Annotated in this window: 18 protein-coding genes; 6 read left to right on the top strand and 12 right to left on the bottom strand. The window is 74.0% G+C overall.

Annotated elements, in window-relative coordinates; all coding sequences use genetic code 11:
- Positions 1-152 precede the first annotated feature (152 nt).
- Positions 153-791, bottom strand: coding sequence for an NUDIX hydrolase (locus ABZW32_RS12450; RefSeq protein ID WP_356214627.1), 639 nt, complete (start codon positions 789-791; stop codon positions 153-155).
- A gap of 85 nt (positions 792-876) precedes the next feature.
- Positions 877-2,526, bottom strand: coding sequence for a CTP synthase (locus ABZW32_RS12445; RefSeq protein WP_356214625.1), 1,650 nt, complete (start codon positions 2,524-2,526; stop codon positions 877-879).
- Between the two features lie 462 nt (positions 2,527-2,988).
- Here ABZW32_RS12445 and ABZW32_RS12440 point away from each other — a divergent pair, with 462 nt between their 5' ends.
- From ABZW32_RS12440 to ABZW32_RS12430, 3 genes are all read left to right on the top strand, one after another.
- Positions 2,989-4,818, top strand: coding sequence for a glycoside hydrolase family 15 protein (locus tag ABZW32_RS12440; RefSeq protein WP_356214623.1), 1,830 nt, complete (start codon positions 2,989-2,991; stop codon positions 4,816-4,818).
- A 69-nt stretch (positions 4,819-4,887) separates the two neighbouring features.
- Positions 4,888-6,270, top strand: coding sequence for an FAD-binding oxidoreductase (locus ABZW32_RS12435; protein ID WP_356214621.1), 1,383 nt, complete (start codon positions 4,888-4,890; stop codon positions 6,268-6,270).
- Between the two features lie 21 nt (positions 6,271-6,291).
- Positions 6,292-7,914, top strand: a complete 1,623-nt coding sequence (locus ABZW32_RS12430; protein ID WP_356214619.1) for a PucR family transcriptional regulator — start codon at positions 6,292-6,294, stop codon at positions 7,912-7,914.
- Between the two features lie 520 nt (positions 7,915-8,434).
- Here the strand turns inward: ABZW32_RS12430 and ABZW32_RS12425 are convergent.
- The 5 genes from ABZW32_RS12425 to ABZW32_RS12405 form a co-directional block, all read right to left on the bottom strand.
- Positions 8,435-9,577, bottom strand: a complete 1,143-nt coding sequence (locus ABZW32_RS12425) for a glycosyltransferase family 4 protein (RefSeq protein WP_356214617.1) — start codon at positions 9,575-9,577, stop codon at positions 8,435-8,437.
- Between the two features lie 237 nt (positions 9,578-9,814).
- A complete protein-coding gene (gene recN / locus ABZW32_RS12420; RefSeq protein WP_356214774.1) occupies positions 9,815-11,542 on the bottom strand; it encodes a DNA repair protein RecN in 1,728 nt (575 codons plus the stop codon).
- Between the two features lie 93 nt (positions 11,543-11,635).
- Positions 11,636-12,535, bottom strand: a complete 900-nt coding sequence (locus ABZW32_RS12415) for an NAD kinase (RefSeq protein ID WP_356214615.1) — start codon at positions 12,533-12,535, stop codon at positions 11,636-11,638.
- A gap of 65 nt (positions 12,536-12,600) precedes the next feature.
- The gene (locus ABZW32_RS12410) at positions 12,601-13,416 is read right to left on the bottom strand and encodes a TlyA family RNA methyltransferase (protein ID WP_356214613.1); all 816 of its coding nucleotides are present in this window, start codon (positions 13,414-13,416) and stop codon (positions 12,601-12,603) included.
- A gap of 7 nt (positions 13,417-13,423) precedes the next feature.
- A complete protein-coding gene (locus tag ABZW32_RS12405) occupies positions 13,424-13,699 on the bottom strand; it encodes a hypothetical protein (RefSeq protein WP_356214611.1) in 276 nt (91 codons plus the stop codon).
- A 65-nt stretch (positions 13,700-13,764) separates the two neighbouring features.
- On the opposite strand from ABZW32_RS12405, the gene ABZW32_RS12400 reads away from it, so the two are divergent.
- Positions 13,765-14,112, top strand: coding sequence for an SCP2 sterol-binding domain-containing protein (locus tag ABZW32_RS12400; protein ID WP_356214609.1), 348 nt, complete (start codon positions 13,765-13,767; stop codon positions 14,110-14,112).
- A gap of 31 nt (positions 14,113-14,143) precedes the next feature.
- Here the strand turns inward: ABZW32_RS12400 and ABZW32_RS12395 are convergent, their stop codons facing one another.
- From ABZW32_RS12395 to ABZW32_RS12380, 4 genes are all read right to left on the bottom strand, one after another.
- The gene (locus ABZW32_RS12395; RefSeq protein ID WP_356214772.1) at positions 14,144-15,061 is read right to left on the bottom strand and encodes an ABC transporter ATP-binding protein; all 918 of its coding nucleotides are present in this window, start codon (positions 15,059-15,061) and stop codon (positions 14,144-14,146) included.
- Positions 15,022-16,050 (bottom strand): iron chelate uptake ABC transporter family permease subunit, encoded by a 1,029-nt coding sequence (locus ABZW32_RS12390; protein ID WP_356214770.1) that lies wholly within the window; start codon positions 16,048-16,050, stop codon positions 15,022-15,024. The genes ABZW32_RS12395 and ABZW32_RS12390 overlap by 40 nt, the downstream gene beginning before the upstream one ends.
- 59 nt (positions 16,051-16,109) lie before the next feature.
- The gene (locus ABZW32_RS12385) at positions 16,110-17,156 is read right to left on the bottom strand and encodes an iron chelate uptake ABC transporter family permease subunit (RefSeq protein WP_356214607.1); all 1,047 of its coding nucleotides are present in this window, start codon (positions 17,154-17,156) and stop codon (positions 16,110-16,112) included.
- A gap of 139 nt (positions 17,157-17,295) precedes the next feature.
- Positions 17,296-18,354, bottom strand: a complete 1,059-nt coding sequence (locus tag ABZW32_RS12380) for an HAD hydrolase-like protein (RefSeq protein WP_356214605.1) — start codon at positions 18,352-18,354, stop codon at positions 17,296-17,298.
- A gap of 137 nt (positions 18,355-18,491) precedes the next feature.
- Here ABZW32_RS12380 and ABZW32_RS12375 point away from each other — a divergent pair, with 137 nt between their 5' ends.
- Positions 18,492-19,766, top strand: coding sequence for a DUF1015 domain-containing protein (locus ABZW32_RS12375; protein ID WP_356214603.1), 1,275 nt, complete (start codon positions 18,492-18,494; stop codon positions 19,764-19,766).
- 70 nt (positions 19,767-19,836) lie between these two features.
- On the opposite strand, the gene ABZW32_RS12370 is transcribed toward ABZW32_RS12375, so the two are convergent.
- Positions 19,837-20,682: a hypothetical protein gene (locus ABZW32_RS12370; RefSeq protein ID WP_356214601.1), complete on the bottom strand. Its 846-nt coding sequence runs from the start codon at positions 20,680-20,682 to the stop codon at positions 19,837-19,839.
- A gap of 15 nt (positions 20,683-20,697) precedes the next feature.
- Between ABZW32_RS12370 and ABZW32_RS12365 the strand changes: the two genes are divergently transcribed.
- A partial coding sequence (locus tag ABZW32_RS12365) for a hypothetical protein (RefSeq protein WP_356214599.1) occupies positions 20,698-21,223 on the top strand: 526 nt, incomplete at its 3' end.

Below are 21,223 nucleotides of genomic sequence, written 5' to 3'. Positions count from 1 at the left end.
ACCCGTGGGGAGCGCGGCTGACAGATCGCCCGATCGGATCAGCGGATGGGCCTATTTTCCGACCTGCCCCTTTGTGGCGGCCGGATCCCGGCGCGGGTCGGCCCGTACGGGGGCGGGACGGCGGCCGCGCGGTCGGCGCGGGGAGGCGCCGGCTACGCCGTATAAGGGCGGGCCGGCCACGGGGACAGGGCCGGGCGCAGGGCGTCCAGGCCGCCCTCGCCGGCCAGGGCGGCGGAGGCCGCGAGGACCCCCGTCACCAGTCCCGGATTGCCGAGCTCGCCCGCCAGGATCCCCCGGACCAGGTCCGCGAGCGGCACCCAGGCGACCTCCATGTCGGCCTCCTCCGAGGAGGACTCCTCGTACCGCTCCCCCTCCGCCTCCGCGACCCCCCGGGCCACGAAGATCCGGATCGCCTCGTCGGAGCCGCCGGGCGAGGCGAAGAAGTCGGTCAGCACCCGCCAGTCCTCCGCCTTGACGTGCGCCTCCTCGTACAGCTCCCGCTGCGCCGCGTGCAGCGGGTTCTCGCCGGGGACGTCCAGCAGGCCCGCGGGCAGTTCCCACAGGCGGTGGCGCACCGGGTGGCGGTACTGGCGGATGACCAGCGCCCGGCCCTCCTCGTCCAGCGCCAGCACGCACACCGAGCCGGGGTGCACCTGGTAGTCGCGGCGCGCGACCGATCCGTCGGGCATGCGGACCTCGTCGGAGTCCACCGCCGTCTTGGCCCCCTGGAACGGCCGCCGGGTGGACAGTGTCTCCCAGGTCTCCGACGTGTCCTTGATGGCGATGCCCATGCCGAATGTCCTCCCACGACGCGCGAAAGCCGGGGTACGGATCTCCGTACCCCGGCCGTCTACGTTATGCGCTCGGGCGCTCGGGTCACTTGCCCGACTGCTGGCGCTCCACGGCGGCCTTGACCAGGCCCGCGAAGAGCGGGTGCGGCCGGGTCGGGCGGGAGCGGAGCTCCGGGTGGGCCTGGGTGGCCACCAGGTAGGGGTGGACCTCGCGCGGGTACTCGACGTACTCGACGAGCTTGTTGTCCGGGGAGGTGCCGGAGAAGACCAGGCCGGCCTTCTTCTCCAGCTCGCCGCGGTAGGCGTTGTTGACCTCGTAGCGGTGGCGGTGGCGCTCGTCGACGTACGCGTCGCCGTAGACCTCGCGCACAATGGAGCCCTCGGCCAGCTTGGCCGTGTACATGCCCAGACGCATGGTGCCGCCCAGGTCGCCCGCGCCCTCGACGAAGGCCAGCTGCTCCTCCATGGTCGAGATGACCGGGTGCGGGGTGGAGGCGTCGAACTCGGTGGAGTTAGCCTCCTCGATGCCCGCCAGGTTGCGCGCGGCCTCGATGACCACGCACTGCAGGCCCAGGCACAGGCCGAGCAGCGGGATCCTGTTCTCGCGGGCGTAGGTGATCGCGCCGACCTTGCCGTTGACACCGCGGTCGCCGAAGCCGCCGGGGACGCAGATCGCGTCCACGTCGCCGAGGACCGCCGCCGCGCCGGCCGGGGTCTTGCAGTCGTCGGAGGCGACCCACTTGATCTGGACGCGGGCCCGGTTGGCGAAACCGCCGGCGCGCAGCGCCTCGGTCACCGACAGGTAGGCGTCGGGCAGGTCGATGTACTTGCCGACGAGCGCGACCTTGACCTCGTGGTCGGGGTTGTGGACCCGGTCCAGCAGGTCCTCCCACACCGTCCAGTTGACGTCGCGGAACGGCAGGTCGAGCTTGCGCACGACGTACGCGTCCAGGCCCTCGGTGTGCAGCACCTTGGGGATGTCGTAGATCGACTTGGCGTCGATCGCGGCGACCACGGCCGCCTCGTCGACGTCGCACATCAGCGAGATCTTGCGCTTGATCGAGATCGGGACCTCGCGGTCGGCGCGCAGCACGATGGCGTCGGGCTGGATGCCGATGTTGCGCAGGGCCGCGACCGAGTGCTGGGTGGGCTTGGTCTTCAGCTCGCCGGACGGGCCGATGTAGGGCAGCAGCGAGATGTGCACGACGAAGACGTTGTCGCGGCCGACCTCGTGGCGGACCTGGCGGACGGTCTCCAGGAACGGCAGCGACTCGATGTCGCCGACGGTTCCGCCGACCTCGGTGATGACCACGTCGACGTCCGCGGTCGCCATGCGGCGGATGCGGTGCTTGATCTCGTTGGTGATGTGCGGGATGACCTGCACGGTGTCACCGAGGTACTCGCCGCGCCGCTCCTTGGCGATGACCTGCGAGTAGACCTGGCCGGTGGTGACGTTGGCCGAACCGTCGAGGTCGACGTCGAGGAAGCGCTCGTAGTGGCCGATGTCCAGGTCGGTCTCGGCGCCGTCGTTGGTGACGAACACCTCGCCGTGCTGGAACGGGTTCATCGTGCCGGGGTCGACGTTCAGGTACGGGTCGAGCTTCTGCATCGTGACCCGCAGGCCGCGCGCCTTCAGCAGCGCACCCAGGCTGGAGGCCGTCAGCCCCTTGCCGAGGGACGAAGCGACACCCCCGGTGACGAAGATGTGCTTGGTCGTCATGGATTTGGGCGGCATCGCCAAGAGGGGGCTCCCGTGGTCGCGAGGTGAGGTGCGTCCGACGCCGTTCCGCGGAGATCCCGGGAGGGTCTCAGGGGGCGCCGAAGCTGCGGTTTCGGGGCTCCTGATTCGCACAGGCAGACCACCGGTCCACGGGGTACCAGCCTATCAGCGCCTCGACGGGTCTGCCTCCGGGCGCGCGGCGCGAGCACCGCCCACGGTGCCCCCATTACCGCCTCACGACCGCCCTGACCTGCGCATTACCCCAGCTCACCCGTTCAGCCGAGTCACATTGTCCCAAGACTTCAGGAGATCACTAGGGTGCCGTCATACCCTGCTCGGATACCGCTGCACATCGCCGCCGAGCAGCCCGGCAAACGGCGTAACCGCGCCACTTCCGGCAATCTAGGGCTCAACGCGGGGATCCCTGCGCACAGGAGACCGCGCAACAGCGCATTGCAAGCGCCCTACGGGGCGGACGTGGCCGTTCGACTGGAGAGCAACGTGTCCGGGCGCATCGAGGATTACGCACTGATCGGGGACATGCAGACCGCGGCGCTGGTCTGCCGGGACGGGGCGGTGGACTGGCTGTGCCTGCCACGCTTCGACTCCCATGCCGTCTTCGCGAGCCTTCTGGGCACCGAGGAACACGGGTTCTGGCGCATCGGCCCGGCCTTCGCGCCGGGCACGGAGCCCCCGCGGGCCCACCGCCGCCGCTACCGGGGTGACTCGCTGGTGCTGGAGTCGGAGTGGGACACCCCCCGGGGGACCGTCCGCGTCATCGACTTCATGCCGCCCCGCGAGGACCACGCGCCGCAGCTGATCCGCATCGTGGAGGGGGTCAGCGGACGCGTCCCGATGCGTTCGGCCCTGCGGATGCGCTTCAGCTACGGCCGGGTCGTGCCCTGGGTGCACAAGGTCGACGGGCGCACCGTGGCCGTCGCCGGACCCGATTCCGTGTGGCTGGACTCCGGTACGGAGACGTACGGCAAGAACCTGACGACGTACTCCGACTTCACCGTCGGCCCCGGCGACCGGGTGGCCTTCGCCATCAGCTGGCAGCCCTCCCACAAGGGGGCCCCGGAGACGCCCGACGCCGAGGCGGCCCTGGAGGCCACCAGCGACTTCTGGCGGGAGTGGGTCTACCACTGCACGTACCACGGCCCCTACCGGGAGGCCGTGATCCGCTCCCTGATCACCCTCAAGGCGCTGACGTACGCCCCCACGGGCGGGATCGTCGCCGCGCCGACCACCTCCCTCCCGGAGGAGATCGGCGGCAGCCGCAACTGGGACTACCGCTACACCTGGCTGCGCGACGCGGCGATCACCCTGTCCTCGCTGCTGCGCACCGGCTACCGCGGGGAGGCCTCGGCCTGGCGGGACTGGCTGCTGCGCGCGGTGGCCGGCGACCCGGAGAACCTGCAGATCATGTACGGGATCGCGGGCGAGCGGGAGCTGGGCGAGACCGAGCTGGACTGGCTGCCCGGGTACGAGAACTCGGCCCCCGTACGCGTCGGCAACGGCGCCGCGCACCAGCTGCAGCTGGACGTGTACGGCGAGGTCACCGAGGCCCTGCACCTGGGCCACATGACCGGCCTGGCCCGCAACGACTACGCCTCGGTCCTCCAGCTGAAGCTGATCCGCTACCTGGAGGTCCACTGGAACGAGCCGGACGAGGGCATCTGGGAGGTGCGCGGCCCGCGCCGCCACTTCGTGCACTCGAAGGTGATGGCGTGGGTGGCGGTGGACCGCACGATCAAGCTGATCGAGAGCGGGGACGCGGACGGACCGCTGGAGCGCTGGCGCGATCTGCGCGACGAGATCCACGCTGACGTCTGCGAGAAGGGCTACGACCCGGAACGCAACACCTTCACCCAGTCCTACGGCTCGCGGGAGCTGGACGCCTCGCTGCTGCTGATCCCGCAGATGGGCTTCCTGCCGCCGGACGACAAGCGGGTCATCGGCACGATCGAGGCGATCCAGCGCGAGCTCTCCACCCCGGACGGCTTCATCCTGCGCTACCCGACCGCCGGTGAGGAGGCCGGTGTCGACGGCCTGGAGGGGGACGAGGGCGCCTTCCTCGCCTGCTCGTTCTGGATGGCGGACGACCTGGCGATGATCGGCCGGGTCGACGAGGCCCGCCGCCTGTTCGAGAAGCTGCTGGCCCTGCGCAACGACCTGGGACTGCTCGCCGAGGAGTGGGACCCCAAGCTCCAGCGCCAGGTCGGGAACTTCCCGCAGGCCTTCAGCCACGTCCCGCTGATCGACACGGCCCTGCGGCTGACGGCGAGCGGGGCCTACGGGGGCTGACGCGCGGCCCCGGACGTGCCCGCCTAGTCTGGAAGGGTCCAACGCCCCTCTCGGGAAGGGGGGGTGGCCATGGCACCCCTCTCGAAGGCGGGCACGGCTCTTGCCGCGCTCCGCGAGGACCTGGCCGGCGCGGTCTTCACCCCGGACGACGGCGGGTACGACGAGGTCCGCAGGGTGTTCAACGGCATGATCGACCGGCGTCCGGCCGTCATCGCCCAGTGCGAGGACGAGGCGGACGTGGTCACGGCGGTCCGCTTCGCCCGCGAGCTGGACCTGCCGGTCGCGGTCCGCGGCGGCGGCCACAGCGTGGCCGGCATGGCCCTGGGCGACGGGGCGCTGGTCGTGGACCTGCGCCGGATGCACGAGGTGACGGTGCATCCGGCGGCGAAGGCCGTCCGGGTCGGCGGCGGCGCCACCATGAGCCATCTGGACCGGGCCTGCCAGCCGTACGACCTCGCCACCACCGGCGGCCGGGCCTCCACCACCGGCGTCGGCGGGTTCGTGCTCGGCGGGGGCTCGGGCTGGCTGGACCGGGCGTTCGGGCTGGCGGTGGACAACCTCGTCGGGGCGGACGTGGTCACCGCCGACGGCACGTGCGTGACGGCGACCGCCGCCGACCACCCGGAGCTGTTCTGGGCGCTGCACGGCGGCGGCGGCAACTTCGGGGTGGTCACCTCGCTGACCCTGCGGCTGCACGAGCTGCCCGCGATGTCGATCGCGATGCTGCTGTACGCGCCCGAACGGGGCGCCGAGGTCACGGGCCTGTACCGGGAGCTCATCGCGTCCGGGCCGCGCGAGGCGAGCGGCGGCGTGATCTTCCTGACCGCCCCTCCCGAACCGTTCGTCCCGCCCCACCTGGTCGGCAGCCTGCTGTGCGCGGTCCTGCTGACGTACGCCGGCCCGGAGGAGGCCATGCGCCGGCTCGCCGCGCCCCTGCTGGCGGTGCCGCACGAGGCCGAGGTCGTCACGGCCATCCCGTACGCCGACCTCCAGTGCATGCTCGACGACCCTCCGGGCCTGCGGAACTACTGGTCCGCCGAGTACCTGACGGGCCTGCCCGACGAGGCGGTGGACGTCTTCTGCTCCCGGGCGGGTTCCATGCCGGTCCCCACCGGCACCCAGCACATCCTGTTCCCGCTGGGCGGGGCCATCGCCGAGGCGCCGGACGGGTTCCCGGTGCCGTACCGGGACTCGCCGTGGGCGGTGCACCCGTTCGCCATCTGGGAGGACCCGGCCGACGACGAGCGGTGCAGGCGGTGGGTGAAGGACGTACGGGCCGACGTACGGCCCTGGAGCAGCGGGGCGGTCTACCTCAACTTCCTCGGCGACGAGGGCGAGGAGCGGGTGGCCGCCGGGCTCGGCGAGGAGAACCTGCGGCGCCTCGGCGCGGTGAAGCGGCACTACGACCCCGACAACGTCTTCCGCTTCAACCACAACATCAGGCCCGCGTGACCCTTTGGTAGCGTCCGCGATATGGACAACCAGGGCGGGATCACGGTTCAGCGGGCACTGGAGCTGCCGGGACTGCGCGGCGGTCTTCCGGAGGTGGTGGCCTGCGCCGACCGGCTGGGCCGGACCGTCCGCTGGGTGCACGCCGGGGAGGTCCCCAACATCGCCTCGCTGCTCAAGGGCGGGGAGCTGCTGCTGACCACCGGCCTGGGGCTGGGCACCCGGCCCGCCGAACAGCGCGCCTTCGTACGCCGTCTCGCGGACCGGGGCATCGCCGCGCTGGTGGTGGAACTCGGCCCGCGGTTCACGCGGCTGCCGGCCACCATCGTGGAGACCGCGAAGGCCGCGGGACTCCCGCTGGTGCAGCTGCACCGCGAGGTCCCCTTCGTGGCCGTCACCGAAGAGGTCCACACCGAGATCGTCAACGGGCACTACGCGCTGCTCCAGCGGGCCGAGGAGGTCCACCGGCGCTGCACCGAGGCCCTGCTGGGGGGCGGCGGGATCCCGCAGGTGCTGCGCGTCCTGGCAGATTTCACCGCGAACCCCGTCTTCCTGGAGACCGCGGACGGCCAGCTGCTGTACGCGGCCGGGCCGGGGGCCGGGGACGCCGCCGCCGACCCCCTCCAGGTGTGGGAGGGCCTGCGCGGCCAGCGCGCGGCCGAACCCTCGGCGACCGCGGTCGTGGTCGACGTGCCCGGCGGCGGCCCCGGCACGGGGTCGGTGCGGGCCCGGGTCGTCCTGGCCGGGGTGTCGGCGCCGCTGCTGCCGGTCCACCGGATGGCGGCGGAGCGCACGGCCGGGGTCCTGGCGGTCGTCCTCATGCAGGCCCGGCAGGAGGAGGAGCTGGCCGCACGCGGCCGGGGCGACTTCCTGACGGACCTGGCGGAGGGCCGCATCTCGGCGGAGGACGCCCCGGCGCAGGCCCGGGTCCTGGGCTTCCGGCCCGGCACGGGGCCGCTGCTGCCGATCGTGATGCGGCTGTCCTCGGACCTCGGGGCCTCGGGGAACTGGGCCGTGCTGGCCCGGGCGGTGCTGGAGGAGCTCTCGTCGGTCGGGGTCCCGGTGCTGCTGGGCGTCCGCCCGGTGGAGGGGCGGGTCCCGCTGCTGGTCTCGCTGCGCGCCGAGTCGGAACGCGCGGCGGTCGCCGACCGGGTCGCGGCCGCGCTGCGGGCCGGGGTGGAACGGGCCGGCCTCGACCGGGCCGGGGCCCCGCCGGCGGTGGTCGTCGGTGTCTCGGGCAGCTGGGCGGCGGCCTCGGCCGGGCTGCGGCACGCCGCCGAGACGGCCACGGCCGCGCACGGGCTGCCGGCCCGCCCCTGGTACGACGCCCGGCGCCTCGACATCGACCTGCTGCTGTGGCGGCTGCGCGAGCACCCCGACCTGGCGGCGTTCGTGGACCGGGCGATCGGCGCGCTGCGGGTCCACGACGCGAACTCGCGGCCGCCCCTGCTGCCCACCCTGGAGACCTACCTGGCCCACGCGGGCCGCAAGGCGGAGACGGCCCGGGAGCTCCACCTGAACCGCCAGACCCTGTACAACCGCCTGGCCCGCATCTCGGAGCTGCTGGGCACCGATCTCGACGACCCGGAGACGGTCCTCTCCCTGAGCCTGGCCCTCCGGGCACGGCGGCACGCGACGCCTTCCTGAGGGGGCGGGGGGCGGGGGCGTGGTGCGGGCCCGCCATCTCCCCCTCGACTGGTCCCGGCCGGGCGGCGTCTGCCCACCCGCCTCCCCGGGTGCGGGGCGGTGGGTGGGGGGCGGGTCCCGGCGGGGCGGGCTCAGGGAGGGTTTGGGGGTTTCCCGTCAGTCCCATCGTCCTTCCGCGTCGGGCCGGCCCGTCAAGGGCGCTCCTTCGTCGCGTCGCTACGCGATGGCCTTCGGCCACCCTTGACAGACCGGCCCGCCCCGGAAAGACAAGGACTGGCGGGAAACCCCCAAAAGAACGGCACGGTCCAGAGCCCGAGGAGCGGCTCCCTCAGCGATCCGGCGGGCTGTCGGGGGGAAAGGCGGCGGGAGCGGCCTCCGGGCCGACGTCGTACCGAGTCGGGGGCCGCCGTTCGCGGCAGATCGCTACGCGCTTCGCTCGGATCGGCGTCAGGAGGTCGTCCGGGGCCGGTACCCGCTCCGAAGGGCGGAGAGGGCGCCTTGCGGAGCACCCATGGGTGGGTCAGGGGCGGTGGCGTTCCATCAGTTCGTCGTAGACCGAGAGGACCTGGGCCACCGTGTCGTCCTCCGAGGGCCAGGTCGCGGCCTGGGCGCGGCCGGCGATGGCGAGGGCCGCGCGGCGGTCCGGGTCGTGGAGGAGGCCGGCCACCGCGCCGGCCAGGGCGCCAGGGTCCCCGTACGGGACGAGGACCGCCGCGTCGCCCACCAGTTCCGGGACCCCGCCGACCTCCGTGGCCACCAGGGCCACCCCGGCCCGCAGCGCCTCCTGGGCCAGTAGCGAGCGGCCCTCCCAGCGGCTCGGCAGCACCGCCACGTCGGCCGCGGCCAGCAGCCGGTCCGCGTCCCGGCGCCGGCCCAGCAGCCGTACGGGGAGGCCCTCCGCCTCGATCCGCCGGGCGAGTTCGGCCCGCAGCGGCCCCTCCCCCGCGATCACCAGCAGCGGGAGCGGATCCAGCACCCGCCAGGCGCGGGCCGCGTCGAGCAGCAGGGAGTAGCCGCGGCGTGCCACGAGACTGCCCACGGCGATCACCAAGGGCCGCTCCACGGCGCCCAGTTCCGCCCGCGTCTTGCCGGCCTCCGCGGCCGGTTCCCCGCCGGGGGCGGGGGAGACGGGCGCCGGGACGGGTACGGCCGGGGCCGCCAGCCGGGCGTCGCGGGCCCCGCGCCGCCGCGCCAGGTCGACCTGGTCGGTGGAGGCGCCCAGCACCACGGCGGCGGCCCGTGCCACGCGCCGCTCCAGCAGCCGGCTCAGCCGCCCGAGCGCGCCCGCGGGCTCCGGGGCGCCCCCGTGCCAGGTCACCACGAGCGGTACCCGCCGCCCGCCGCCGCTCAGCGCCAGCGCGGCCCGCATCCCGGCCCGCAGGCCGTGCGCGTGCACCACGTCGGCCCCGGCGCAGGCGGCCCGCAGGGCGCTCACCGCGTCCGGGGTGAACTGCGCGCCCGCGCCGGTGAAGTCGTACTCGCCTTCGGCCGCGACGGGGGCGCACACGGTCACCCGCACGCCCCGGGCGGCGAGCCCGGTCGCGAGGGACCGCACGTGCGCGCAGCTGCCCGCACCGGCGGCGCCGAGGACCTGGACGGTACGCAGCGGGGGCCGCCCGTACGGCTGTGCGGGGACCGGAAGGGAGACCGGGGAGCTGCTCACGGGCCGAAGCTCCAGGGTGAGGGGTCAGAGACGTCGCCCAGGATGCCAGTCCGCACGCGCGTTCCGGGACCATACGGGTGCGGATCCCGTGCGGGATACCGTCGTGCGCCCCCCAGCCTCACCCACACGGGCTAGTTTCGCGTCATCCCGATGCCCTTTCGGACGCCGACGGGGGCCCGGAACGCCCTGCGTTCCCGGCCCCCGTCGGCATCCGTCCCCGTGCGGGCGCGCGCTCGCTCAGGCGTCCGCGCGCGCCGCCTCCAGGAGTTCCTCCGCATGGGCCCGGGCCGTCTGCGAGTCCTCCTGGCCGGCGAGCATCCGCGACAGTTCGCGGATGCGGTCCTCGCCCTCCAGGACGGTCACGCCGGAGCGGGTCACCGATCCGTCGACGGTCTTCTCCACGAGCAGCTGGCGGTCCGCGAAGGCCGCCACCTGCGGGAGGTGGGTGACGACGACGACCTGGGCGGACCTGGCCAGCTTCGCCAGCCGTCGCCCGACCTCGACGGCCGCCTTGCCGCCGACGCCCGCGTCGACCTCGTCGAAGAGGTACGTGGGCACCGGGTCGGAGCCGGCGAAGACGACCTCCACCGCCAGCATGACCCGCGACAGCTCACCGCCCGAGGCGCCCTTGGCGATCGGCCGCGGCTGGGCGCCGGGGTGCGGCGCCAGCAGCAGTTCGACCTCGTCCGCGCCCGAGGGCCCGTAGGCGACCGGGCGCCCGCCGACCTCGACGCCGTCGGCGTCCTCGGTCTGGCGGATGTCGAAGGTCACCCGCGCGTGCGGCATGGCGAGGGAGGCGAGCTCGGCGGTCACGTCGGCGGCGAACCGCGCGGCGGCCTCCGTCCGGGCGTCCGTCAGGGCCTGGGCCAGGGCGGAGAGTTCGCCGCGCAGCCCGTCGCGTTCGGCGGTGAGCTCGCCGATCCGCTCGTCGTCGCCGTCCAGTTCCAGCAGCCGCTTCGATCCCCGCTCGGCCCACTCCAGTACGGCTCCCAGTCCGCCGTCGGCGTCCCCGTACTTGCGCACCAGCTGGGTCAGCGCCGCCCGCCGCTCCTCCACGGCGGCGAGCCGCAGCGGGTCGGCGTCGAGGTCGCCGGCGTACCCGGCGAGTTCCCCGGCCACGTCGGCCAGCAGGATCCCGAGCTCCGCGATCCGGTCCGCGAGACCGCCGAGCACCGGGTCGTGGGAGCGTACGGATTCCAGGGCGCGGTGGGCACCGGCGACGAGGGTGTTGGCGTCGACGCCCTCCGGGTCCTCCACGTCCCCGGCGAGCGCCCCGTGCGCCGCCTGCGCGGCGGAGGCCAGCGATTCGGCGTGCCCGAGCCGCTCCGCCTCCGCGGCCAGCTCGGCGTCCTCGCCGGGCAGGGGTTCCAGGGCGGCGATCTCGTCGAGGCCGAACCGCAGCAGGTCCGCCTCCTGGGCGCGTTCCCGGGCCCGGGTGGTGATCTCGTCCAGCTCGACGGCGACGGCCCGCAGCCGCCGGTAGGCGCCCGCGTACTTCTCCAGGGGGACGGCGACCGCGTCCCCGGCGTACCGGTCGAGGGCCTGCCGCTGCCGGGCGGGCCTCAGCAGCCCCTGCTGGTCGGTCTGTCCGTGGACGGCGACGAGGTCGTCGGCGAGCTCGCCGAGCAGGCCCACGGGGACGGAGCGGCCGCCGACGTGGGCGCGCGAACGCCCCTCGGCGGACACCGTCCGGCTGATCAGCAGGGCGCCCTCGTCGAGCTCGGCGCCCGCCTCCTGCGCGCGCAGCGCGGCGGGCGCGTCGGGGCGCAGCACGACGCGCCCCTCCACGACCGCCGCCTTGGCCCCGATCCGCACCAGGGCCGGGTCGGCGCGGCCGCCGAGCAGCAGCCCGAGGCTGGTGACGACCATCGTCTTGCCCGCGCCGGTCTCGCCGGTCACCGCGGTGAAACCGGGCGACAGCTCGACCACCGCGTCGTCGATGACCCCGAGCGACCGTATCCGCATCTCCTCAAGCACGGGACGACGATACCGAGGTTTCCCGGGTGCCATGTGACGTCACCCGCCCGGAGTTCTCCGAACGCATGTGCTATTACATGGTCAGCTGGTCTCGTGCGGGGCGCCCCGCCAGCCCGACACCGGCAACGCGAACTTCGCGACCAGCCGGTCCGTGAACGACGCGTGGTGCAGCCGGGCGAGCCGCACCGGCACCGTGCCCCGGCGCACCTCGACCCGCGCCCCCGACGGCAGCTCCAGCGTCCGGCGCCCGTCGCACCACAGGGCCCCGTGCGGGGTGCCGTTCTGCACCTCCACCGCCAGCACCGAGGTGGGCGAGGTCACCAGCGGCTTCGCGAACAGGGCGTGCGCGCTGATCGGCACCATCAGCAGCGCCTCCACCTCCGGCCAGACCACCGGCCCGCCCGCCGAGAAGGCGTACGCCGTCGAGCCCGTCGGCGTCGCGCAGACGATCCCGTCACAGCCGAAGCCGGTCACCGGACGCCCGTCGATCTCCAGGACCACCTCCAGCATCCGCTCCGCGGAGACCTTCTGGACGGCGGCCTCGTTCAGCGCCCAGTCCCGGTGGACCACGTCACCGTTGGTCCGCACGAGGACGTCGAGGGTCATGCGCTCCTCGACCTCGTACGACTTCGACACCACCCGGTCCACGACCTTGTCCAGGTCGTCCCGCTCGGCCTCGGCGAGGAAGCCCACCCGGCCCAGGTTGACGCCCAGCATCGGCACTCCCGAACCGCGCGCGAACTCCGCCCCGCGCAGCAGGGTCCCGTCCCCGCCCAGCACGATCAGCAGCTCGCACCCGTCGAACACCTTCGGCGTGCACTCGGCGACGAGCTCCACCTCGGGCGGCAGCGGCAGGTCCCGCGCCTCCTGCTCCAGCACCCTGACCCGCAGGCCCGAGCGCAGCAGACCGAGCACGACCAGCTCCGCGCTGCGGATGGCCGCCGGCCGCCCGGTGTGCGCGAGCAGGAAGACGGTCCGCACCTCCCCCTCCCGGTCTCCCGGGCCCCCCGAAACTGCCGAACCTGCTGAACCTGCTGACGCGTCTGTCACTGCGGCCCCTCCGCCACTGCACGATCGACATCCCCCGGGTCGAGCGCGGGTGCCCCCGCCCGGAGCCACAGAAAGTACTCGACGTTGCCCGACGGCCCCGGCAGCGGGCTCGCCGTCACCCCGAGCACGCCCAGTCCCAGCTTCCAGGCCTGCGCAGCGACCTCCCGCACGGCCTCCGCCCGCAACTCGGGACTGCGCACCACGCCGCCGCTGCCCAGGCGCTCCTTGCCGACCTCGAACTGCGGCTTGACCATCAGCACCAGGTCCGCGCCGGGCGCGGTGCAGCGCACCAGCGCCGGCAGCACCAGCCCGATGGAGATGAAGGACAGATCGCCGACGACCAGGTCGACGGGGATCCCGTCGATCAGCTCGACGGTCAGCTCGCGGACGTTCGTACGGTCCTTGACGGTGACCCGCTCATCGCTCTGCAGCGACCAGGCGAGCTGCCCGTAGCCGACGTCCACGGCGACGACGTGGGCCACGCCCGCGCGCAGCAGCACGTCGGTGAAGCCCCCGGTCGAGGCCCCCGCGTCCAGCGCCCGCCGGCCCTCGACCTCCAGCCCCAGCGGACGGAACGCGGTGAGGGCGCCGGCCAGCTTGTGGCCGCCCCGGGAGACGTAGTCGGGGTCGCTGTCGTCCTTGAGGACGACGAGGGCCGCGCTGGTCTCGACCTGCGTGGCCGGTTTGGTCGCGGTGGCGCCGCCGACGGTGACCCGTCCCGCGGCGATCAGCTGGGCCGCGTGCTCCCGCGAGCGGGCCATGCTGCGGCGTACCAGTTCGGCGTCCAGGCGGCGGCGTGCCACTCCTGCCACGTTCGGTTCAGCTCCTGTTTTCGTAAGGTCCGGGGACGGGCGGTGCGTCCAGCGCGGTCAGCGCCTCGCGCAGTCCCCCGTGGACATCCTCGTACACCGCGGCGTGCTCGTCCGCAGGCAGGTGGTCGGCGTCGGCCAGCCGCTCCAGGTGCGCGTCGACCCCGGCGTGGCCGGTGGGGGTGCGCACGAGGCCCAGCGGAGCGGGGCCCGCGGGATCCCCGGCGGGCTCCGCCCCGGGCTCCTCGGGGACGTCCGGAAGGCCCCCGGACACGTCGTCGGTCATGCCCCGACGCTACCCCGAAGCGCGGGTCCGGCCACGCAGGGCTCTGCGGTACGGTCGTGATCACCATGGCTACGATCCAGGAGTGCCGCGACGCACTCGACCGACTGTCCGACAACCTGGCGCGGGCCGATGACGGCGTGCGCGGCGCGGCCGCCTTCGACCGCTCCCTGAGCTGTCACATCACCGACCTCGACCAGACCTTTTCCGGACGCCTCGACAACGGCCGGATCCGGGTGGACGCGGTCGCCCCGGGGCCGCCGCGCGCCAAGGCCGAGATCCGGCTCGCGATGGCCGGTGACGACCTGCTCGCGCTGGTCGCCGGCGAGCTGAAGTTCGCCAAGGCCTGGGCCTCGGGCCGGGTCCGCCTGGAGGCCGGCTTCCGGGACCTGCTGCGGCTCAAGAGCATGCTCTGAGGCGCAGGGCCGGGCCGGCCCTGCGGTGGACTCAGACGCCCGCCCCGGCGCGGGCCTGACGGGCGGCGGGGACCACCAGCGGCGTCCCGGTCTCCGGGTCGTCGATGATCTGGCAGCGCACCCCGAAGACCTCCTCCACCAGCTCGGCGGTGACCACCTCCGCGGGCGGGCCCTCGGCGACGACGACGCCGCCGCGCAGGGCGATCAGGTGGGTGGCGTAGCGGGCCGCGTGGTTGAGGTCGTGCAGCACCGCCACCAGGGTCCGGCCCTGGTTCTCGTGGAGCTCCGCGCACAGGTCGAGCACGTCGAGCTGGTGCTGGATGTCCAGGTAGGTCGTCGGCTCGTCCAGGAGCAGCAGCGGGGTCTGCTGGGCCAGTGCCATCGCGATCCACACCCGCTGGCGCTGCCCGCCCGACAGCTCGTCCACGGCCCGGTCGGCCAGTTCGGCGACCCCGGTCGAGGCCATCGACTCCGCGACGATCCGCTCGTCCTGCTCCGACCACTGGCGCAGCAGCCCCTGGTGCGGGTACCGGCCGCGCGAGACCAGGTCGGCGACGGTGATCCCGTCGGGCGCGATCGAGGACTGCGGGAGCAGCCCCAGCGTCCTGGCCACCTTCTTCGCCGGCATCGAGGAGATGGCCTGGCCGTCCAGCAGCACCCGCCCGGCGGACGGCTTCAGCATCCGCGACAGGGCCCGCAGCAGCGTGGACTTGCCGCAGGCGTTGGGGCCGACGATCACGGTGAAGGAGTGGTCGGGGATCTCCACCGACAGGTTCTCGGCGATGACCCGCTGGTCGTAGCCGAGGGTGACGTTCTCCGCGGTCAGCCGCTGCACTTGGGTACTCCTCGTGTGGCCCGGCGCCTTGCCGGGCTCGTTGCCGGGCGCGGGGAGCCTGGCGCCCCGCGCGCTCATATGCGTCCCGCCTTGCGCTCGGTGACGAGCAGCCAGAGCAGGTAGACGCCGCCGACCAGGCCGGTCACCACGCCCACCGGCAGCTGGTCGGCGCCGAAGGCCCGCTGCGAGGCCAGGTCGGAGGCCAGCAGCAGGACGGCGCCCATCAGCGCGCCGGTGAGCAGGTTCGGGCCGGGCGAGCGCGTCAGCCGCCGGGCCAGCTGGGGCGCGGCCAGGGCGACGAAGCTGATCGGGCCGGCCGCGGCGGCCGCCGCCGTGGTCAGCAGGACCGCCGCGAGCATCAGCAGCATCCGGGTCCGCTCCACCGGCACGCCCAGCGCGTACGCGGAGTCGTCGCCCATCTCGATCATCCGCAGGGCCCGGTTCTGCCCGAGGACCAGCGGGAACAGCAGCGCGCAGGTCGCCAGCAGCGGCCAGACCTGCGACCAGTCGCGGCCGGCCAGCGAACCGGTCAGCCAGACCATCGCCCGGGTGGCCTCGACGAGCTGCGCCTTGGCGATCAGGTACTGGATGACGGCGACGAGGACGGCGGAGGAGCCGATGCCGACGAGCACCAGCCGGTAGCCGTGGACCCCCTGCTTGTACGCGAGCAGGTAGACGGCGGCGCCCGCGAGCACCCCGCCCGCCACCGCGCCGGCCGCGACCTCGGCCGCACCGCCCTTGAACAGGATGATGACGACCAGTGCGCCGACCGCCGAGCCGTACCCGAAGCCGAGCAGGTCGGGAGAGCCGAGCGGATTGCGCGAGACGGACTGGAAGACCGCCCCGGCCATCCCGAGGGCCGCGCCGACCAGCACCGCGACCAGGACCCGCGGCAGCCGCAGGTCGTTGACGATGAAGTCGTCGGCGGGGCTGCCGTTGCCCAGCAGCGTCCGTACGACGTCCGCCGGGGCGATCTCGAAGTCGCCGGTGCCGATGAGCACGACCGCCAGGGCCAGCGCCACGGCGGCCAGCACCGCCCCGGTCACCAGGGCGCGGGCCTCGACGCGCAGCGAGAGGCCGCCGGGTCCGCGCAGCGCGCGCAGCCGGACGCCCTTCGCGGGCGCCTGCGTGGTCGTGTTCGCCGGGGCGAGGGGGGTCGCGGTCACAGCTGGGCCATCCTCTTGCGCCGAACCAGGTAGATGAAGACGGGACCGCCGATGAGCGCGGTGACGATGCCGACCTGGAGCTCGCCGGGCCGGGTGACGACCCGTCCGACCACGTCGGCGCCCAGCAGCAGCACGGGCGACAGCACCGCCGAGTACGCGAGCACCCAGCGCATGTCGGGCCCGGTGACCAGGCGCACCAGGTGCGGGATCATCAGCCCGACGAAGACGATCGGCCCGCACGCGGCGGTCGCGGCCCCGCACAGCAGGGTGATGGCGACCATGGCCGCGACGCGGGTCCGGGTCAGGTGGGCGCCGAGCGCCCGCGCGGTGTCGTCGCCCAGGGCCATCGCGTTGAGCGGCCGGCCGAGCGCGAGCGCGAGCACGGCCCCGGCCAGCAGGAAGGGCGCCACCTGCGTGACGGTGTCCATCGTGGCGGAGGCGAGCGAACCCACCGTCCAGAAGCGCAGCTTGTCCAGGGCCTTGCTGTCCATCAGCTGGACCGCGTTGATGTATCCGACGAGCGCCGCGCTGGCCGCCGTACCCGCGAGCGCGAGCCGCACCGGCGTCGCGCTGCGGCTGCCGCCGAGCACGTAGACGAGGACCGAGACGAGCGCGGCGCCGAGGAAGGCCCACCACACGAACTCGTCCAGGGAGTCGGCCCCGAGGAAGCTGATCGCCGAGACGACCGCCGCCGCGGCGCCCGCGTTGACTCCGAGGATGCCGGGCTCGGCCAGCGGATTGCGGGTCAGCGCCTGCATCACCGCGCCGGACAGGCCGAGGGCCAGCCCGACCATCACGCCCAGGAGGGTGCGCGGGATCCGCAGGTCCCGTACGACCACGTCCTCGGTGGTCCCCGTGAAGTGGAAGAGGCCGTGCCAGACCTGTTCCAGGGGCATCGCCCTGGCGCCGACGGCGATGCTCGCCACCACCACCAGGGCCAGTACGACGAGGGCGGCCAGCAGACCGGCGGCACGGGCGCCGTGGCGCGGACGGGCGGCCACTGCCGGCGCCGTGCTCTGTTCGGGGGGACTCTCAACCAACACGGAGGTTAGGTTAGCCTACCCTCTGACCGCGATGATCCCACCGCACGGTCGAACACTCCCGGCACCGCCCGCCACCCCCGCCCGGCCCACCCCGGGCCCGGCCTGCCGGGGTTCCCCAGGCGCCGCGGCCCTGCGGCCGCTACGCCCCCTCAAGCCCCTGGAACCCCTGGAGCCCCAGCAGGTCGAGGGCCTTCCCCGCGTCCAGCAGGCAGGAGCCCTCCCCCGCCCGCGTCCACGCCGCCGCGCACAGCGCCCGCAGCCCGTCCAGGGGATCCCCCTCACCCCGCAGGTCCAGTACGTCCTCCAGCGCGACCGCCGTCCACCCGCCGCAGCGGAAGCCCTCCCCGGCCGGCTCCACCTCCGGCTGCCCGGTCAGCAGCCCGCGCAGGTCCCGGTCCACGTACGTCGGCCGGTGCTTCGGCACTGCCCGCAGCAGCTGGGCCGCGTCCGTCACCCCGGTCAGGACCAGCAGCGAGTCCACCTCCCCGTTGAAGGCACCCTCGATGTCGGTGTCCAGCCGGTCCCCGACGACCAGCGGCCGCTCCGCCCCGGTCCGCAGCACCGTCTCCCGGTGCATCGGGGGCAGCGGCTTCCCCGCCACCTGCGGCTCCGCCCCCGTGGCGATCCGTACGACCTCCACGGCGGCCCCGTTGCCCGGCGCGATCCCCCGCGCCCCCGGGATCGTCAGGTCGGTGTTCGAAGCGAACCACGGCACGCCGCGGTTGACCGCGTACGCCGCCTCCGCGAACCGCCCCCACGCCAGGTCCGGCCCCCCGTACCCCTGCACGACGGCGGCCAGCCCCTCCTCCTCGGCCGAGTCCACCGGCACCAGCCCCCGCTCGCGCAGCGCGACCCGCAGCCCCTCGCCGCCGATCACCAGCACCTTCGACCCCGGCTCCACCTGCTCCGCGATCAGCCGGGCCACCGCCTGCGCGGAGGTGATCACCTCGGCCGGATCCGTCGGGATGCCGAGCTCGCCCAGGTGCCCGGCGACGGCGTCCGGGGTGCGCAGCGCGTTGTTGGTGACGTACGCGAGGTGCATCCCCGCGGCCCGGGCCGCGGCGAGGGACTCCACGGCGTGCGCGACGGCCAGACCGCCCGCGTACACCACCCCGTCCAGGTCCAGCAGAGCCGTGTCGTAGGCCTGGTGGAGACCGCGCCGACTTCCGGCGGGGGTGGTCCTGCTCTGCGGGGTCATCTGGCCGCTCCTCATTCGCTGATTCCGCGCCCCGCGTACTTCCAGGGCTTCTTTGGATCGATCTTGTCCGATTTTGCGCCGGTCCAGGCCACTCACCCGATCATCCCGCATCGCGAGACGGGTCTTACCATGCACCAATGACCACACCTGGCAACGCGGAGCACGGGCTGCGACTGATCCCCTTCCACGGACTGCGCTACGTCCCGCAGCGCGTCGGCAGCCTCGCCGCCGTGACCTCCCCGCCGTACGACGTGGTCGTGCGCCCCGACGGAGTCGACTACCTCGAATCCGCCGATCCGCACAACATCGTGCGGCTGATCCTGCCGCAGGCCGAGACCCCGGCCGCACGCAACGAACAGGCCGCCCGCACCCTCCGGGACTGGCTCTCCGAGGGCATCCTCAGCACCGACCCGCGGCCGGCGCTCTACGTCTACGAGCAGCGCAAGGCAGGGGTCCTCCAGCGCGGCATCATCGGCGCCCTCGCCCTGTCCGACGCCGGGGCCGGCATCGTCCTGCCCCACGAGGACGTCATGCCGGACGTGGTCACCGACCGGGCGGGCCTGATGCGCGCCACGTCGGCCAACCTCGAACCCCTCCTCCTGACGTACCTGGGCGACGGCCCCGGCACGGGAGCGGCCGCGGTCATCGAAGCCACCGCCGCCCGCCGGCCCCCGCTGCTGTCGACCGTCACCGAGGACGGCTTCTGCCACAGCCTGTGGGCCATCACCGACCCCGCCGAACTGGCCGCCGTCACCACCGACCTCGGCCACCGCCAGGCCCTGATCGCCGACGGCCACCACCGCTGGGCCACGTACCTGCGCCTCCAGCAGGAGCACGGCTCGCCCACCCCGTGGGACTTCGGCCTGGTCCTGCTCGTGGACACCGCCCGCTACCCGCTCCAGGTCCGCGCCATCCACCGGATGCTGCGCCGCCTGCCGCTGTCGCGCGCGCTGGCCGCCCTCGACGGCTCCTTCCGGGTCCGCCCGGTCGACGGCCCGCTCCCGCTGGCCCTGGAGGCCCTCGCTGACGCCTCGGAACGCGGCAACGCCTTCCTGCTCACCGGCGACGGCACCTTCCACCTGGTCACCGACCCGGACCCGGCCCTCATCGAGCGCACCGTCCGCCACGACCGGCCCGAGGCCTGGCGCCGGCTGGACGCGACCGTGCTGCACGCGACCCTGCTCGACGCCCTGTGGCAGATCCCGGACACCCCCGACCAGATCACGTACATCCACGACGCCCCCGCCACCGTCGCCATGGCCGAACGCCACGGCGGCACGGCCGTCCTGCTGCACCCCGTACGGGAGGCGGTGGTCCGGGACCTGGCCCGCCAGGGCGTCACGATGCCCCGGAAGTCGACCTCCTTCGGCCCGAAGCCGGCCACCGGCCTGGTCCTGCGCAGCGTGGACTGACCCGGAGCGCACCTCTCCGGACATGCGAAAGGGCGGCACCCCCGAGGGGGTGCCGCCCTTTCGTCACGGCTTACGCCTTGTCGCGCTCGTCGTCCTCGACGACCACGATCTCGTCGGTCGCGTCGACGTCGGCCTCGTCGAGGGGCTCGTACTCCTCGTCGTCCTCGTCGTAGTACTCGGCCTGGTCGGCGGCCCGCTCGGCGGCGGCCACCTCGGCCTCGTCCTCGTCCTCGTCGTCCTCGTCGAGGTCGAGGTCGTCAGCGAGGTCCGCTTCCTCCTCCTCGACGGCGGCGTCGACGAACTCGACCCCGTCGATCTCGGCCAGGCGGTCCGAGGCGTCGGTCGCCCCGTCCTTGTCGGCCTCCAGGGTCTTCGCGAACCACTCGCGGGCCTCGTCCTCACGGCCGGCGGCCAGCAGGGCGTCGGCGTACGCGTACCGCAGGCGCGCCGTCCAGGGCTGGACGGTGTTGGAGGCCAGCTCCGGGCTCTGCAGGGTCACGATGGCGGCGTCGAGCTCGCCCATGTCCCGGCGGGCACCGGCGGCGACCAGGCGCATCTCGACCTGGCCGGCCTTGTCCAGCTTCTGCACCTCGGGCTCGCCGGCCATGGCCAGGGCGCGCTCCGGACGGCCGAGGCCGCGCTCGCAGTCGGCCATGACGGGCCACAGCTCGACGGAGCCGGTCATCCGCTTGGAGGCGCGGAACTCCGCGAGGGCCTCGCTGTACTTCTGCGTGGCGTACGCGGCGAAGCCGGCGGCCTCACGGACGGCGGCGACGCGGGAGGCCAGGCGGAGGGCGATCCGGGCGTACGCGTACGCCTGCTCGGGGTCCTCGTCGATGAGCCGGGCCACCATGACCAGGTTGCGCGAGACCTCCTCGGCCAGGCCCTTGGGCAGGCTCAGGAGCTCCTGACGCACGTCGGCGTCGATCTCGTGCCCGGTGACGTCCTCGTCGATCGGAAGCCGCTTGACCGGGTCGCGGTCGGCGCGGAAGTCGCGGTCGCCACCACGGTCATCGCGACCACGGTAGCCACCACGGTCATCGCGGCCACCACGGAACCCACCACGGTCGCCACCGCGGTCGCCGCCACGGTCGTCACGGCGGGGGTACGACGGGCGGTCCCCACCACGGTCGTCACGACGGGGGTACGAGGGACGGTCACCGCCACGGTCGTCACGACCGCCGCGGAACCCACCACGGTCATCGTCACGACGCGGGTAGGACGGACGCCCACCACGGTCGTCCTCACGACGGGGGTACGACGGGCGGTCCCCACCACGGTCGTCGCGACGGGGGTACGAGGGACGGTCACCGCCACGGTCGTCACGACCGCCGCGGAACCCACCACGGTCATCGTCACGGCGGGGGTACGACGGGCGGTCCCCACCACGGTCGTCGCGACGGGGGTACGAGGGACGGTCACCGCCACGGTCGTCACGACCGCCGCGGAACCCACCA

The organism is Streptomyces sp. NPDC004667 (assembly GCF_040609475.1).
In the GTDB taxonomy this organism is placed as follows: domain Bacteria; phylum Actinomycetota; class Actinomycetes; order Streptomycetales; family Streptomycetaceae; genus Streptomyces.
The sequence above is the reverse complement of the archived record's forward strand: the minus strand, read 5'-3'. Positions and strand labels throughout refer to the sequence as shown.

Coding starts and splice junctions, on each gene's coding strand:
- ABZW32_RS12450 (WP_356214627.1), bottom strand. CDS start 791: ATGGGCATCGCCATCAAGGACACGTCGGAGACCTGGGAGACACTGTCC.
- ABZW32_RS12445 (WP_356214625.1), bottom strand. CDS start 2,526: ATGCCGCCCAAATCCATGACGACCAAGCACATCTTCGTCACCGGGGGT.
- ABZW32_RS12435 (WP_356214621.1), top strand. CDS start 4,888: ATGGCACCCCTCTCGAAGGCGGGCACGGCTCTTGCCGCGCTCCGCGAG.
- ABZW32_RS12430 (WP_356214619.1), top strand. CDS start 6,292: ATGGACAACCAGGGCGGGATCACGGTTCAGCGGGCACTGGAGCTGCCG.
- recN (WP_356214774.1), bottom strand. CDS start 11,542: ATGCGGATACGGTCGCTCGGGGTCATCGACGACGCGGTGGTCGAGCTG.
- ABZW32_RS12405 (WP_356214611.1), bottom strand. CDS start 13,699: ATGACCGACGACGTGTCCGGGGGCCTTCCGGACGTCCCCGAGGAGCCC.
- ABZW32_RS12400 (WP_356214609.1), top strand. CDS start 13,765: ATGGCTACGATCCAGGAGTGCCGCGACGCACTCGACCGACTGTCCGAC.
- ABZW32_RS12380 (WP_356214605.1), bottom strand. CDS start 18,354: ATGACCCCGCAGAGCAGGACCACCCCCGCCGGAAGTCGGCGCGGTCTC.
- ABZW32_RS12375 (WP_356214603.1), top strand. CDS start 18,492: ATGACCACACCTGGCAACGCGGAGCACGGGCTGCGACTGATCCCCTTC.